The organism is Pantoea sp. (assembly GCF_028283705.1).
Classification (GTDB): domain Bacteria; phylum Pseudomonadota; class Gammaproteobacteria; order Enterobacterales; family Enterobacteriaceae; genus Pantoea.
Window position 1 is genome coordinate 31,505 of the sequence record NZ_JAPWKD010000008.1, and the last position, 15,700, is coordinate 47,204.

Below are 15,700 nucleotides of genomic sequence, written 5' to 3' on the forward strand. Positions count from 1 at the left end.
TTGCTGTAGGGGGCCTGAACAATGTCGCTTAATACCTCTAGCGCACCACAGCGTGCACATCTGAAAAAATCCCTGACCTTGATCCCGGTGGTCATGATGGGCCTGGCATATATGCAGCCAATGACCCTGTTTGATACCTTTGGCATTGTTTCAGGTCTGACTGACGGCCACGTCGCCACAGCGTATGCGTTTGCGCTGATTGCCATTCTGTTCACTGCTATTAGCTACGGTAAGCTGGTACGCCGCTTCCCATCTGCGGGCTCCGCTTATACCTATGCACAGAAGGCCATCAGCCCACATGTTGGCTTTATGGTGGGCTGGTCATCACTGCTGGACTATCTGTTCATGCCGATGATCAACATCCTGCTGGCAAAAAGCTATTTTGAAACGCTGGTGCCGGGCATTCCGTCGTGGATTTTCGTGGTGTTGCTGGTGGGCTTTATGACGCTCTCCAACCTGCGTGGTATCAAAACCGTTGCTAACTTCAACAGCCTGATTGTGGTGTTGCAGGTTCTGGTGATGATCGGGATTACCGCGATGGTGATCTACGGTGTGGCGCACGGTGTAGGTGCAGGTACGCTGACCAGCTCGAAACCGTTCTGGTCATCTGACGCCCATGTGGTGCCGATGATCACCGGTGCGACTATCTTGTGTTTCTCATTCCTTGGCTTTGATGGCATCAGTTCGCTGTCGGAAGAGACCAAAGACGCTGAACGCACCATTCCGCGCGCGATTTTCCTTACCGCGCTGATCGGTGGCGTGATCTTTATTGCGGTGTCTTACTTCCTGCAACTGTACTTCCCGGATATCTCGCGTTTCCAGAATCCGGATTCCTCTCAGCCGGAAATTATGCTGTTTGTGGCGGGTAAAGCGCTGCAGGTTGGCATCCTGATCTTCTCGGTGGTCACGGTGCTGGCATCTGGCATGGCGGCACACGCGGGCGTTTCCCGTCTGATGTATGTGATGGGGCGTGATGGTGTTTTCCCGGAGCGTTTCTTTGGCTATGTACACCCGAAATGGCGTACCCCGTCACTGAACGTGCTGCTGGTGGGCGCGATTGCATTGCTGGCGATTAACTTCGACCTGGTGACCGCAACGGCACTGATTAACTTCGGTGCGCTGGTAGCGTTTACCTTTGTTAACCTGTCGGTGATTGCGCAGTTCTGGATCCGTGAAAAGCGTAACAAAACGCTGAAAGATCACTTCCACTATCTGGTGTTGCCGGTACTCGGTGCGATGACAGTCGGCGCGCTGTGGATTAACCTGGAAGAGACCTCGATGGTGTTAGGTCTGGTGTGGGCAGCGGTAGGGATTATCTACCTGGCGTTTGTGACCCGCACCTTCCGTAACCCGGTGCCGCAGTACAGCGAAGAAGTATAAATCAAAGTGGTGCGCGGTAACGCGCACCACTACGTTATGTTCTGAATGTAATTACGAAACCAGTTCCTGCGCATATAAATACAGCGATTTTAGCAATCCCAGCTTTTCGTTATTCCCTTCATGCAAACTCGCCAGTGACTCCAGCTCCAGCAGGAATGCCTGCACACGCTCGGCGTTCAGCGCTTCGCGGCGATGCTGTAACCAGCGCTGCTGCTCGGCATCATCCAGCGTGCCCGGAAAGTTGCGCGCCCGGTAGCGGAACAACAGCTTTGCAATGCGCTTATCATCAAAGGTTAAATCCAGCGCGGGCAGATTCTGTGCCGGTGTCTGACGCACGATATTCATTGCCGCCCGGTCGGCATCACTGAAGAAACCGTTATACAACTGCGCATCCACATCATCTGATGGGGTAAACGGCTCGGCTTCTGCAAACAACGTCACTGCTTTTTCCCGCACTTCCGCATGCTGACGCAACAGCGCAAGGTTTGCCAGGCAGGCCTGGCGATCGATATTCAGCCGCTCAGCATCTTCCGGGCGCAGGGTGTTGGCCGGAGCCAGCACCGGGCATTTATTGATATGTACCAGTTTGATGGGGACTGCCGCACGATCGCCCAGTTCGCTATGGCGGGTGTACAAGCGTTCGCGCAGTTCATCAGGAGACAGCTCAAGCAGTGGCGTCATGTCCCCGGCCAAATCGGCCACGATCAGCGCGTTACGGTTATCCGGGTGCCATGCCAGCGGCACAATCCAGCTGGTGTTACCCCGCGCTGCGCCAAACATCCCTGAAACATGCACCAGCGGCTTCATTTGCGGGATGTCGACAAGCGTCATCAGTTTCTGTTTATTGCGATGGGTAAACAGGAACTCAAACAGTTTCGGTTGCTTCTCTTTGACCAGCTTTGCCATTGCCAGCGTGGCATAGACATCCGACATCGCATCATGCGCCTGCTCGTGCGCCACGCCGTTCGCTTTGGTCAGATGTTCCAGTTTAAAGCTGGGGAAGCCGTCATCATTTTCCGGCCAGATAATGCCTTCCGGGCGCAACGCATAGCAGGCGCGCATCACATCCAGCAAATCCCAGCGCGAGTTACCGTTCTGCCAGCTCCAGCCGTAAGGATCGAAGAAATTTCGATAGAAAATGTTGCGGGTGACTTCGTCATCGAAGCGGACATTGTTGTATCCCAGCACGCAGGTGTGCGGCTCGGTAAACAGGCCATGGATACGTTCGGCAAAGGCCGCTTCCGTTACGCCGCGTGCCTGCGCCGTTTGCGGGGTAATACCGGTGATCATCACGGCTTCAGGTTGCGGCAGATAATCATCTGCCGGCTGGCAATAAAACACCTGCGGTTCACCTATGGCATTGAAATCTTTATCAGTACGCAACCCGGCAAACTGCGCCGGTCGATCCAGCGAGGGGCTCTTGCCGAAGGTTTCGTAATCGTGGACTAAAAAGGTGAATTCGGAGGCGGGCACGGCGTTATCCTGGCAATGTAAAATCAACGCACAGAATAGTCGTCCGGCTGGCACAGTACAACCTTCCTCCACCGCTCTGCGCGTCTGCGCGCAGAATTTGTCCTCAGTTCATACTTTTTTTCAATTTATTCAAACCTATTAAGAGGCATTTGCCGTACAAAGTGCGGCGGTAAATTCATTTTTTGAGGAAGAAGTGTTGAAAAGGCGTCTGCTGGTAACTGTATCTGGAATGATTTTTTGGGCATCGCTGGCGCAGGCTGACGACAGCATGCCATTCCCCCTGACGCCTCCGTCGATTGATGCGGCTTCCTGGGTCCTGATGGACGCGACTACCGGGCAGATTCTCACATCCGGGAATCCCGATGAGGAGCGCAACCCGGCCAGTCTCACCAAACTGATGACCGGCTACGTGGTGGATCGGGCTATCGATCAGCACAAAATCACGCGCGACGATGTGGTTACCGTTGGCAAAGATGCCTGGGCTGCCGGCAACCCGGTGTTTAAAGGCTCCTCACTGATGTTCCTTAAGCCTGGCGATAAAGTGACGGTGCGTGACCTGAGCCGTGGGGTGATCATCGATTCAGGCAACGATGCCTGTGTGGCACTGGCTGATTATGTTGCGGGCAGCCAGCAAAACTTCGTCACCATGATGAACAGTTACGTGCAGAAACTGGGCCTGACGCATACCCACTTCGAAACCGTTCACGGCCTGGATGCGCCGGGTCAGCACACTACCGCCCGCGACCTGGCGGTGCTGTCTCGCGCCATTATCAGTGGCGAACCCGATTTCTATGCCATGTACAGCGAGAAAACCCTCACCTGGAACGGCATCACCCAGAACAACCGTAACGGTCTGCTGTGGGATAACAATCTGCATGTTGACGGCCTGAAAACCGGCCATACCGAAACCGCCGGTTTTAACATTATCGCTTCAAATATCATCGGCCAGCATCGTCTGATTGCGGTGATTATGGGGGGTAAAAGCTCTAAAGGACGTGAGGATCAGGCGCGTAAGCTTCTGATCTGGGGTCAGAATAATTTCGATACCGTTCAGCTGTTCCATGCAGGCAAGAAAATTGGCACCGAAAACGTCTGGTACGGTAATCCGCATCAGGTGGATGTCGGCACCACACAGGACATCTATCTGTCGCTACCGCGTGGCGAAGTACAAAACGTGAAAGCGAAATACGTCATCGACCGCAAAGATCTGGAAGCGCCTTTGAAGGCCAACGAGCAGGTGGGTGAGATTCAGGTGATGGACAAAGATAAGCAGCTGGCGAGCTATCCGCTCTATGCGCTGACAGCGGTAAATAAAGCCGGGATCGTGACGCGTATTGAAGATTACCTGAAGCAAAAACTGTAAGCATGGTCTAACTTCGGTATCAGCATCCCCATTTGCTGATACCGAGGTGAATCATGAAAACATCTGTCGTTGATCGTCCGGCGCAAAGCTGGGTCGGTTATCGCCTGAAGGGACCCTGGCAGGAAACTGTGCCGCAGGGTTTTGGGCAGCTGAAGGTGTGGGCGGCGCGTCATGGCTTCTCCGGGGAGTGGATGGCCATTTACTATGGAAATCCCCAGCAGTTACCGCCTGAGGAGTTAGAAGTGGAAACCGTGCTTACGGTTCCTGCGGATTTTGCCCTCGCGGCGGGGGACAATATTCAGCACGGTACGCTGGCGGGAGGGTACTACTTCCATACCTGCCGGGAAGTGACCAATAACGACTTCTTCGCTGCCTGGAATGAGTTGTTCGTGCTGTTGCAGCAACGCAGTGACTGGCAAATCGATGAACGCCCCTGCTATGAGCATTATCTTTCCGACGGTTCGCAAAGCGGCAACTGGCTGCTCAACATGTATATTCCGGTGCGGCCCTGCTAAAAAAGAGTATGTCGTTACATCTATGTTTCGATTGGGAAAAATGGATGTAGCGCGCATGTTGGTTTTTGTAAGCAGTCGTCAAAAAGTCAGTAAAAATGCGCGTCAGGGCTTAAGCGATCCTGTTTTGCCAGGGTAACATAGCGCGCAAAATTTTCCCGTTCCCGGACCATCATGTTACGCGCTGATAAGCCTATTTCATCCATTGAGTTCTGGCTCTACCGTCATTATCGCGCCGTGCATGGCGTGCGTATCGCCATCGCTTTTGTCCTGAGCTTTTTGTTTGTCCGTCTGACAGAGATCCCGGAAGGAACCTGGCCACTGATTACGCTGGTGGTAGTGATGGGGCCGATCTCGACCTGGGGAAATGTCTTTCCTCGTGTGGTCCAGCGTATCATTGGCACCTTTGCGGGTGCGGTCTCGGGGCTGATCGCCCTGAAGCTGGAACTGATCTCACTGCCGGTGATGCTGGTCTGGTGTTTTGCGGTGATGGTGGTGTGCGGTTATCTCACCCTTGGCAAACATCCGTATATGGCACTGCTGATAGGCATCACCCTGAGTGTGGTGGTTGGCGCACCGGCCGGGGACTTCACCGTGGCGATGTGGCGCGGCGGGGATGTGATTCTGGGCTCGCTGATGGCACTGATGTTCACCGCCATCTGGGCGCAGCGTGCCTACATTCACTGGCGTATCCAGCTCTCCGATGCCTTTATCAATATGGCGAAAATTCATCACACCGGGTTTTCTGCCAACCTGGTGGATAAACCCCGGCTGAATAAACCGTTTCAAAAACTGCTCACCAGCGTGATCAAAATGCGCGCGCTACTGGAACCCGCCAGCAAAGAGACCCGCATTCCAAAATCGGTGTTTGAAGCGATTCAGACCATAAACCGTAATATGGTTAACACTATGCAGATGCAAATTGATGCGTGGTGGGCGTCACGCGAGAGCCATTATCTGTTACTGAATGCACCCGCGTTACGCCGTACCCAGCAGATGACGGAAAACACCCTGAAGGCACTGGCGGTGCTGATGGTTAAAGGGGAGACGGAACAGGTCACGGCCAACAGCCATGAACTGGGCAACATCATGCAGGAACTGGAGCAACTGATTGCTAATGGCAGCAAGCAGCTGGAGACCACCTCGATTTATGGCTATGTCTGGCTGAGCCTTGAACAGGCGCGCCAGCTGGAGCGAATGACCGATCTGGTACGTCTGGCGTTACGTAAATAGTTTTCGCGGCAATGACTTAATGTGAATCGCCCTTTCTTTGCGCTAAGATAAGTCCCTGTCCGATTTTAGCTGTGAAAATTGCTTACGAGGCTGGCAAGCCGCTAAGCTAAAGATACCCGTCATACTTCAAGTTGCAGGTGCGTTGGCTGCGCTCATTCACCCCAGTCACTTACTTCAGTAAGCTCCTGGGGCTTCATTCTCTTGCCGCCTTCCTGCACCTCGAAGTATTTAGGGTATATGACTATTCCGCCTGCTCAGGCAGGCCTAAAGAAAGGTGCCAACATGGAAAATGCCAAGCAATCATTTCAGGACGTTCTGGAGTTTGTGCGTATGTTTCGTCGTAAAAACAAACTACAGCGCGAAATTACGGACAACGAGAAGAAAATCCGTGATAACCAGAAACGTGTGTTGCTGCTGGATAACCTGAGCGAATACATCAAACCGGGCATGAGCGTTGAGGCGATTCAGGAAATTATCGCCAGCATGCGCGTAGACTATGAAGACCGCGTGGACGAGTACATCATTAAAAACGCGGATCTCTCCAAAGAACGCCGTGAGCTGTCGAAAAAGCTCAAGGCGATGGGTGAACCCAAGCCGCAATAAGTATTCAGGGGCCGTAAGGCCTCTGAATGTTTTTCCGTCGCGACTATTCGCGCAGCAGCCGTCTTGCCAGCACCTGCAACTGTTGCGCCACCTCGGCGATATCTGACTTTTCCTGTTGCGGCGCTGCCGTGGTTTCCCGCACCACCAGCGTAGTTTCCAATGGCTGCTCGTCGTGGCTCGCACCGTCCAGGCGCGCCAACAGCCGATCAACACTGATTGCACCGAGCTGCTGCAAATCCTGACGCACCGTAGTCAGTGGGGGCTGGTACCAGGCGCTCTCCACCGTGTCATCATAACCAATCACGGCTATCTCAGCGGGAATCTGCACGCCATGCTGATGCAGCGCGCGCATTGCTCCGAGCGCCATCTGATCGTTCGCCACCAGCAGCGCCTGCGGCAGGTGATGCGGTAACTGGCTGAGCAATGCCTGATAACCTGACGCCGCGCTCCAGTCGCCTTCCAGCACGCAACAGGTTGTCAGTCTATGGGCTGCCAGCGCCTGCTGCCACGCCTGAAAGCGTGCGCGCGCAGAGGCTGAACTTGCCGGACCGTTCAGCACCCCAATCTGGCGGTGGCCGAGCGCCACCAGATGATCCACCGCCTGGCGTGCGCCAGATTCACTGCGATACTGACATTGCATGACCCTGGCACTACGCTCAACATCAAGAAACAGGGCAGGTTTATCACCACATTGCTGTTGAATCTGTTCTGCTGCGCTGGCGTCCAGCGGCAGATTGATCAGCAGTGCATCAACCCGCTGCGCCAGCAGTTCATTGACCGTGTCCTGAGCGCTGCCTGAAGCCATGGCAATCACCAGATGGTAGCCAAGTGCTGCGGCACGTTGCTGGATGGCTGAGGCGATCTGCGCCGGTGCCATCAGCGCCAGGTCACTGGTTGCCAGCCCCAGCGTGCGGGTGGCTTTGCCGGCCAGCTGCTGCGCCACGCGGTTCGGCACATAGTTTAGCTGCTGCATCGCGGCTTCAACTTTTTCCCGGGTACGCGGGGAGACCTGTGCGGAGCGGTTAAGCACGCGGGAAACGGTTTGGTAGGAAACCCCCGCCAGTTGAGCGACGTCATCGAGGGTTACGGAGCGCGAAGTCATTGAACTCTCCTGAAGATGATAGCGGCGAGTGTAGCAAATTTTTCCCTGTCGGCGTGGTCTTAAGGCGTACACTGCAAGAGATAACCTGAGGAGAACAACATGCAACTCAATAAGGAACACATTCACGATATCAACACACTGGCGCAGTGGCTGGCGCTGGATCATATGCCGCATCAGGGCACGCTGGAGGCTGACCTGGCCATTCTGGCCGGGCATGCGGTGCTGCCTAATATTGAAGGTGTGGTGGCGCTGGCAAAGAAATACCAGCTGCCGTTATTAATTAGTGGCGGGATTGGTCATTCCACGCCGCTACTGGCGCAGATGATGGCTGTGCATCCGCTGTATCGACAGATTGATACCCGGGGCAAAAGCGAGGCCGCAATGCTGGGTGACATTGCGCGCGTCTTTGCGGCATTGCCTGACGATCAGCTGCTGCTGGAAGAACAATCACGCAACTGCGGAGAAAATGCTGCGTTCAGCCAGCAATTGCTGGATACCGAGCAGTGGCAGCCGCAACGGGTGATTCTGGTGCAGGATCCGCTGATGCAACGTCGTACCTGGGAAACCTTTCGCTGGCAATGGCGCGATCGCACGGATGCGCCGGAATTTATCAGCTGGCCAGTGTTTATCCCGCAGGTGATTATTGATTCAGGGATGTTACGTATCACCGGCGCGCCGCCACAGGGGCTGTGGTCCATGGAGCGGTTCTTGTCGCTGCTGATGGGTGAGGTGCAGCGGCTGCGTGATGATGAGAACGGTTATGGGCCACGTGGCAAAGGATTCTTTGGTCATGTTGATGTGCCGGAAGCGGTGGAAGCAGGCTGGCAACGGCTGATGCGCCTGCCAGGGGTGCAGTCGCGCATAACGAACTAATGATTTCTCGTAGCGGCGCGATTTATCGCGCCGCTACGGCATGAGGCTATGTTGTCAGCACTATTTTCCCGACGTTAAGGCCTTCTTCCATCCGCTGGTGTGCTGCGGCGGCTTCGGCAAGGGGATAGACACTGTCAATGATGGGCATCAGTCCGTCGTGACCAAACTCTGCCAGCCAGCGCTCACGGAAGCGCTGTGACATGGCGTGTTTAACCGCCTGGCTGCGCGATTTCATCACGGTGCCGATAATTTGCAGGTGGCGATACAGCAGCCGATCCAGCGGAATTTTCGCGTTTTCGATGCCGCCCATAATACCAATCTGCACCAGACGGCCACCGAAGTTGAGCGCATTGACGTTGCGTTCGAAGTAGGGCGCGCCAATGAAGTCGAGGATCAGGTCCACACCGCGATTCTCCGTCAGGCTGGCGACCACCTCGGCAAAGTCTTCATGCACATAATCGATGGCATAATCCGCCCCCATACGGCGTACCAATTGATGGGCGCTGTCCTGGGCCGTGGTAATGACCGTTGCGCCCAGGGCGTGCGCCAGCTGGACCGCCGCACCACCCACGCCACCGGCACCGGCATGGATCAGCACCGTTTCCCCCGCCTGTAATTTGCCCAGGTGGAGCAGCGCTTCATTCGCCGTGACAAACACTTCGGTGATGGCGGCGGCCTGAACATAGTTGAGGCTGTCAGGGATGGGCATCGCCATGCGGTAATCAATGCGTGCAACCTCGGCGTAAGCCCCCCCGCCGACAATCCCCATCACCCGGTCACCTATGCTAAAGCCGGTAACTTCAGCACCAACCGCAATGACATCCCCGGCGATTTCCAGCCCCATAAGGGTAGAATCACCAAAATCGGGCCGACCATAGCCACCACGGCGATGGGTGAGATCGGCGCGGTTAACGCCTGCGGCGCGGGTACGGACCAGCAGGTCATGAGGGCGAAGTGTGGGTTCCGGCACCTCGCCAGGTTTTAATACCTCCGCCGGTCCAAACTGTTCAAAAGTAATGGCTTTCATCGCGTTATCCTTAAATATCAATTAGCCTGGTCGTCAGCAAACGTGGCGTTGGCATAAGCCGACGCGGTAATCGCGGCGGGGAACCCGGCGTAAAACGCCAGATGGGTAATCACTGCGCTCAACTCGGTTTTCGTCAGGCCATTTTCGATACCGCGACGTAAGTGCGCGGGCAGCTCATTAGCATGATTCAGGGCGATCAAACAGGCGATGGTGATCAGACTGCGGTCACGCGGGGCCAGATCGGCATCCTTCCAGACTTCTGAATACAGCGGTTGCTCAACGAAATCCGCCAGTTTGGGTGTAAAGGGACGGGCGGCCGCACGCGGGCTGGTGAAATCAATCGGTTTCATGGTTTTCTCCTTAAATCTGGCTGATAAATTTATTGGTTAAATAATGCCCGATGCCTTCGCTACCGCCCTCAGAACCGTGCCCGCTTTCTTTCATGCCGCCGAAGGGCAGTTCGGTGGCGATGATGCGGTACTGGTTGATACCGATCATGCCAGCTTCCAGCCCGTCACCCACATCGATAGCGGTGCGTGCATCACGGGTAAATGCATAGGCGGAGAGCGCATAGGGCAGGCGATTGGCTTCGGCCAGGCCATCTTCCAGCGTGTCAAAGGGGAGCATCACCGCAATCGGACCAAAGGGTTCTTCATGCATGATGCGGGCGCTCATCGGCACATCCGCCAGCACGGTAGGGGCGAAGAAATAGCCGGGGCCGGGGATACGTTTACCGCCGGTCAGCACTTTGGCGCCCTGGGCAACCGCATCAGCCACCAGTGATTCCATCTTTTCCAGCTGACGTTGATTCGCCAGCGGTCCCACCTGAGTTTCGGCGGCCATGCCATCGCCAATTACCAGCTGCTCCGTGGCGGCGACAAAGGTGGCGACAAAGCGTTCATAGGCCGGGCGTTGGATCAGGAAACGGGTTGAGGAGATGCAGATCTGACCGGTACCGCGGAAGCGGTTGGCTGCGCCACCGGTGGCGGCGGCATCGATATCGGCATCGGCAAACACCAGCACCGGACCATGTCCACCCAGCTCCAGCGTAATGGGTTTCACCCCTACGGCGGCCCGTTCGGACAGCAGACGACCAATCGGCACCGAACCGGTAAAGGCGACTTTACGAATGATCGGTGATGCAATCAGCTGGGAAGAGACCTGGTCCGGGACGCCAAAGACGATTTGCAGGACCCCTTTCGGTAAACCGGCATCGTCGAGGCAGCGGGCGAGGGCCAGCGCGGTGGACGGGCTTTCTTCTCCGGGCTTGAGAATCACGCTGCATCCTGCGGCCAGTGCGGCGGAAAGTTTGCGCGCCGGGGTGATAGCCGGGAAGTTCCACGGAGTGAAGGCGGCAACCGGACCTATCGCCTGGCGTTTCACCAGCTGTTGTACGCCCGGACGATTGGCCGGGACGACACGGCCATCGATGCGACGGGCTTCTTCGGCGAACCACTCGAAATATTCAGCGGCGCGCTGGACTTCATCGCGGCTCTCAGTCAGCGGCTTGCCTTCTTCCAGCGTCATTTGTGTGGCGATATGCTCCGCCCGTTCACGCATCAGGTCCGCTGCACGTTTCATAATGCGGGCGCGCTCAGCCGGGACGGTATGACGCCAGACATTGAAGCTGTCCTGTGCGACATCCAGCGCCAGCGCCAGGTCGGCGGCGGTCGCCAGCGGCAGGCGGCCAAGCACGGCACCATTGGCCGGATTGACGACCGGCGCAGTATCGCGATGGTCTGCGGCCAGCCAGGTACCGTTGATGAACAGGTAAAGTGGATCATAAGTTTGTGTTTGCATGGTCTTCTTCCTCAGATTGATGATGTTTCGATTTGCGTTGAGAAGAAGGTTAAGCCGGGGAGGCTTCGCTGATAAGATGGCTTCTCCCCACAACAGCTATGCAAGAAATGCACAGATGCAATCAGAGAAATTTGCCGAGTTCCTCGGTGTCTTCGTAGACGTGGCACGCGAGAGTAGTTTTTCCGCCGCCGGACGTCGCCGTGGCCGCACGCCATCATCAATTGGCCGCCAGATTGATGCGCTGGAAGCACATCTTGATACGCCGTTGTTTCTGCGCTCTACCCGCCATCTGACCCTGACCGATGCGGGCGAGGCGTTGCTGATCCGCGCCAGACAGATTCTGGACTCACTGGTGGATGTGCAGCAGGAGCTGGCATCGATGAAAGGCGAGGTCACCGGGATCCTGCGTGTGGCCTGCTACCCGACCTTTGGTAAACGTTATGTCCTGCCGGTGATGGGTGAACTGTCGCGTCAGCATCCTGAACTGCGACTGGAACTGGATTTGACGGAAAGGCTGGCGGACCCGGTCGCAGAACGGCTGGATTTGGTGATCCGCATTGGAGATATGTCCGACAGCACCCTGATTGGCAGCCGCATTGCCTCACAGACCCGGGTATTGTGCGCCAGTCCAGCGTATCTGGCGCAGCAGGGGACGCCTGATTCACTGGCCGGGCTGGCGGCGCATCCGTTGATCGACAAATTACATGGTTCTGATTTGCTGGGCTGGGCCGATGTGCTGGGGCATCCGACACGGGCGGGTAGCACTGCGCCGCTGTTTGGCTGTGATGATTTCGAAGGGATGAGGCTGGCGGCGGTTGAGGGCATGGGGATTGCTTATCTGCCCGACTGGGTAGTGGGGGAAGATATCAAAGCGGGTAAATTACAGCTGCTCTTTCCTGCGTGGTCGGCACAACCGCAGGCGGTCACCGGGATCTATGCGTTGCGCGCGCTACGGCACCCTCCGGCGAGGGTGACGGTGTTTCTCGATGCGCTGCGTGCGTATATCGGCAATCCGGCCATCTGGTCAGTAACGGATACGTAGCGGCGCGATTTAACGCGTGCCTTTGACCTTGATGCAGCGGGCAAAATGCGCGATAAATCGCGCCGCTACGCTTATGTGCTATCGATTCTTCAGATACACCTGCAAATTGACATACACCGCATTCAGCAGCGGCGTTACCACGCCGTTGCGCGTGCCACGCACCAGCAAATCGCCGATGATTTGGTCAGCTTCGATGTCATAGCCTTGGGTCAGATCGCGATACATCGATGATGTCATCGCTGCCGCCGGGTTATTCAGCGTCTCAAAAATCTTCGCCGTCACGGCCGGGCGCTCCTGATAGCCTTCTGCGCTGATGACGGACAGCACTTCGCCGAAAACTCCCCGCAATAACGCTTCACCGCCCGGTGAGGTGAGGATCTGCTGGGTATTGCCACGAGCGATACAGCAGACGGCACCGAGCGTGCTGAGCAGCAGCCACTTTTCCCACAGTTCGCTGCCGATGTTATCGGCAAAAACGCTGTCGAACTGCGCACCACTCAGGGCCTCATTCACCCGTTGCAGACGTGCATCGTTGTGACCATCCAGCGCGCCATAAAACAGGATGTGCAGCGGGGTCATCTGTACCACTTCGCCGTTTTCACCCAAAGTCGCGTTGATTTTGCACAGACCGCCAATCACCTTATCGCCAAAGCGGCTGCGTAGCGTATCGATATGCCGCATGCCGTTCAGGATCGGCATAATCAGCGTCTCCGGGCCAACCGCAGGGGCGATATCTTCAATCGCCTGTGTCAGACCAAAGCTTTTCACCGTCAGGATAATCAGATCATAAGTGCCGTGCAGCGCACCGGCCTGCACCAGCTGTGGATGAAGGGTCTCGCTGCTGGTGGGGGTTTTCAGTACCAGCCCGCCGTTTTTTAACTGCTGAAAACGGCGCTCGCGCACCAGAAAAGTCACATCACGTCCTGCTTGCGCCAGACGCGCACCGAAATACCCGCCGGTTGCGCCGGCGCCGACTACCAGAATGCGCATGGTTGTGTTTCCCGTTGAGAATGAGACCCCTACCATAAAACGCAGCGGCAAGGGATGCCAGTGGTGAAATGTGTATTGATGTCAGCGCGGTTGGTGAAAAACAGCTCAAACTGTTCGTATTCATTCGTACAATGGGTCTACGCTATATAGCAACAGCGGGCAATGGTGCCCGCTTTTTTCCGTCAAACAGACTAAGGACGCATCATGCCCCGACCGCTACCCATCGAACGTTATCGCAATATCGGCATTTCCGCGCACATCGATGCCGGTAAAACCACCACCACCGAGCGCATCCTGTTTTACACCGGGATGAGCCATAAGCTGGGTGAAGTGCACGATGGCGCGGCAACCACCGACTGGATGGCGCAGGAGCAGGAGCGTGGTATCACCATCACCTCAGCTGCCGTGAGCTGCTACTGGCCGGGTATGGATGGCAGCTTTGCGCCACACCGTATCAACATCATTGATACCCCCGGACATGTCGATTTTACTATCGAGGTGGAACGTTCCATGCGTGTGCTGGATGGGGCGGTGATGGTGTATGACGCCGTTGGCGGCGTGCAACCGCAGTCAGAAACCGTCTGGCGTCAGGCCAACAAATATCATGTGCCGCGTATTGCCTTCGTCAACAAAATGGACCGGCAGGGTGCGGATTTCTTCCATGTGGTGCAGATGATGAAGGATCGTCTGCACGCCAATCCGGTGCCGATTGTGATCCCGATTGGTGCCGAGGAACACTTTACCGGCGTGGTGGATCTGATCAAAATGCGCGCCATTTCCTGGGATGACGCGACTCAGGGGATGACCTTCAGTTACGCACCCATCCCGGATGATTTGCAGGCCCTGGCGGCGGAGTGGCGCGAAAACATGATCGCCGCTGCGGCGGAAGCCAGTGAAGCGCTGATGGATGCGTATCTTGAGCAGGGAGACCTGAGCGAGGAGCAGGTGATTGCTGGTCTGCGTCAGCGTACTTTGCAGAACGAGATCCAGCCGATGCTGTGCGGCAGCGCCTTTAAAAACAAAGGGGTGCAACGCATGCTGGACGCGGTGATCGAGCTGATGCCGTCGCCAGTGGATGTGCCGCCGGTCGCCGGTGTGGATGAGCGTGGCGAACATGCTGAACGGCATGCCGATGATGACGAACCCTTCTCAGCGCTGGCCTTTAAACTGATGAGCGATCCGTATGTCGGCCAGCTGACCTTTGTCCGCGTTTATTCTGGCGTGTTGCGTAAAGGCGACAGCGTGTGGAACGCGGTGAAAGGGCGCAAAGAGCGTATCGGGCGCATTGTACAGATGCAGGCTAACGATCGTATTGAAATCGAAGAGATTCGGGCGGGTGATATCGCTGCCTGCGTCGGCCTGAAAGAGGTGACCACTGGCGAAACCCTGTGTGATCCCAACGCGGTGATCACGCTGGAGCGCATGGAATTCCCGGAACCGGTGATTTCGCTCTCCATCGAGCCGAAAACCAAGAGCGACCAGGAAAAAATGGGGCTGGCATTGCAGCGGCTGGCGGCGGAGGATCCCTCATTCCGCCTGCATACCGATGAAGAGTCAGGTCAGACGATTATTTCCGGCATGGGCGAGCTGCATCTGGAGATCATTGTTGATCGCATGAAGCGTGAGTTTGGCGTCGAAGCCAACATTGGCCGACCGCAGGTGACCTACCGTGAAACCATCCGCAAAACGGTGCGTGATGTGGAAGGGAAGTTTGTGCGTCAGTCAGGCGGTAAAGGGCAGTATGGCCATGTGGTTCTGACGCTGGAACCGCAGCAGGCGGGAGCCGGTTTTACGTTTGAAGATGCCACTAAAGGCGGGGTTGTACCACGCGAGTTTATTCCTTCGGTAGAGAAGGGGATTCGCGAAGCGCTCAATAGCGGCGTGCTGGCGGGCTATCCGGTGGTGGACATTAAAGCCACCCTGACATTTGGTTCCTACCATGATGTTGACTCGTCAGAAATGGCGTTCCGCATGGCGGCTATTTTTGGCTTTAAGGCGGCAGCAAAACTGGCCGATCCGGTGATCCTCGAACCGGTGATGCAGGTTGAAGTGGAAACCCCGGAAGAGTACGCCGGTAACGTGATGGGGGATCTCTCCTCACGCCGTGGCACATTGCAGGGGATGGACGAACGTTTTGGCGCACGCATAATCCGCGCTGAAGTGCCGCTGGCGGAGATGTTTGGTTACTCCACCACGCTGCGTTCGATGTCGCAGGGGCGTGCCACCTACAGCATGGAGTTTAATCACTACGCCGAAGCACCGAAAAACGTGGCCGATGCGATTATCGCTTCACGTCATTAAA

At 56.2% G+C, this 15,700-nt stretch carries 14 protein-coding genes; 8 read left to right on the forward strand and 6 right to left on the reverse strand.

Going from position 1 to position 15,700, the window contains the following annotated elements; genetic code table 11:
* Positions 1–21 precede the first annotated feature (21 nt).
* The gene (locus PW844_RS05615; protein WP_299449336.1) at positions 22–1,380 is read left to right on the forward strand and encodes an APC family permease; all 1,359 of its coding nucleotides are present in this window, start codon (positions 22–24) and stop codon (positions 1,378–1,380) included.
* Positions 1,381–1,431: 51 nt separating this feature from the next.
* Here PW844_RS05615 and sbcB read toward each other — a convergent pair whose 3' ends face one another.
* The gene (gene sbcB / locus PW844_RS05620) at positions 1,432–2,853 is read right to left on the reverse strand and encodes an exodeoxyribonuclease I (protein WP_299449339.1); all 1,422 of its coding nucleotides are present in this window, start codon (positions 2,851–2,853) and stop codon (positions 1,432–1,434) included.
* A gap of 196 nt (positions 2,854–3,049) precedes the next feature.
* Here sbcB and dacD point away from each other — a divergent pair, with 196 nt between their 5' ends.
* The 4 genes from dacD to tmaR all read left to right on the forward strand — a co-directional run bounded on the left by dacD (position 3,050) and on the right by tmaR (position 6,564).
* On the forward strand, positions 3,050–4,216 hold the full coding sequence (dacD, locus tag PW844_RS05625; protein ID WP_208617286.1) for a serine-type D-Ala-D-Ala carboxypeptidase DacD: 1,167 nt from the start codon (positions 3,050–3,052) through the stop codon (positions 4,214–4,216).
* Positions 4,217–4,269: 53 nt separating this feature from the next.
* Positions 4,270–4,731, forward strand: coding sequence for a GyrI-like domain-containing protein (locus PW844_RS05630; RefSeq protein WP_299449341.1), 462 nt, complete (start codon positions 4,270–4,272; stop codon positions 4,729–4,731).
* Between the two features lie 171 nt (positions 4,732–4,902).
* The gene (locus tag PW844_RS05635) at positions 4,903–5,961 is read left to right on the forward strand and encodes an FUSC family protein (protein WP_299449343.1); all 1,059 of its coding nucleotides are present in this window, start codon (positions 4,903–4,905) and stop codon (positions 5,959–5,961) included.
* A 282-nt stretch (positions 5,962–6,243) separates the two neighbouring features.
* Positions 6,244–6,564 carry a PTS system regulator TmaR gene (gene tmaR / locus PW844_RS05640; protein ID WP_013509702.1) on the forward strand — a complete coding sequence of 107 codons (321 nt, stop codon included), beginning with the start codon at positions 6,244–6,246 and terminating at the stop codon, positions 6,562–6,564.
* Between the two features lie 43 nt (positions 6,565–6,607).
* On the opposite strand, the gene PW844_RS05645 is transcribed toward tmaR, so the two are convergent.
* Complete coding sequence (locus PW844_RS05645) at positions 6,608–7,666, reverse strand: LacI family DNA-binding transcriptional regulator (protein WP_299449346.1); 1,059 nt, start codon at positions 7,664–7,666, stop codon at positions 6,608–6,610.
* Between the two features lie 99 nt (positions 7,667–7,765).
* On the opposite strand from PW844_RS05645, the gene PW844_RS05650 reads away from it, so the two are divergent.
* Positions 7,766–8,539 carry a YdcF family protein gene (locus PW844_RS05650; RefSeq protein ID WP_299449349.1) on the forward strand — a complete coding sequence of 258 codons (774 nt, stop codon included), beginning with the start codon at positions 7,766–7,768 and terminating at the stop codon, positions 8,537–8,539.
* A 46-nt stretch (positions 8,540–8,585) separates the two neighbouring features.
* On the opposite strand, the gene PW844_RS05655 is transcribed toward PW844_RS05650, so the two are convergent.
* From PW844_RS05655 to PW844_RS05665, 3 genes are read right to left on the reverse strand one after another with little or no spacing between them, the layout of a single operon-like run.
* Positions 8,586–9,566: an NAD(P)H-quinone oxidoreductase gene (locus PW844_RS05655; protein WP_299449352.1), complete on the reverse strand. Its 981-nt coding sequence runs from the start codon at positions 9,564–9,566 to the stop codon at positions 8,586–8,588.
* Positions 9,567–9,583: 17 nt separating this feature from the next.
* Positions 9,584–9,916 (reverse strand): carboxymuconolactone decarboxylase family protein, encoded by a 333-nt coding sequence (locus PW844_RS05660; RefSeq protein ID WP_299449354.1) that lies wholly within the window; start codon positions 9,914–9,916, stop codon positions 9,584–9,586.
* Positions 9,917–9,926: 10 nt separating this feature from the next.
* Complete coding sequence (locus PW844_RS05665) at positions 9,927–11,366, reverse strand: NAD-dependent succinate-semialdehyde dehydrogenase (protein WP_299449356.1); 1,440 nt, start codon at positions 11,364–11,366, stop codon at positions 9,927–9,929.
* 115 nt (positions 11,367–11,481) lie between these two features.
* Here PW844_RS05665 and PW844_RS05670 point away from each other — a divergent pair, with 115 nt between their 5' ends.
* Positions 11,482–12,408, forward strand: a complete 927-nt coding sequence (locus PW844_RS05670) for a LysR family transcriptional regulator (protein WP_299449359.1) — start codon at positions 11,482–11,484, stop codon at positions 12,406–12,408.
* A 78-nt stretch (positions 12,409–12,486) separates the two neighbouring features.
* Here PW844_RS05670 and PW844_RS05675 read toward each other — a convergent pair whose 3' ends face one another.
* Complete coding sequence (locus tag PW844_RS05675; RefSeq protein ID WP_299449362.1) at positions 12,487–13,398, reverse strand: ketopantoate reductase family protein; 912 nt, start codon at positions 13,396–13,398, stop codon at positions 12,487–12,489.
* A 204-nt stretch (positions 13,399–13,602) separates the two neighbouring features.
* Between PW844_RS05675 and fusA the strand changes: the two genes are divergently transcribed.
* Positions 13,603–15,699, forward strand: a complete 2,097-nt coding sequence (fusA, locus tag PW844_RS05680; RefSeq protein WP_299449364.1) for an elongation factor G — start codon at positions 13,603–13,605, stop codon at positions 15,697–15,699.
* The last annotated feature ends 1 nt before the right edge of the window (position 15,700 follow it).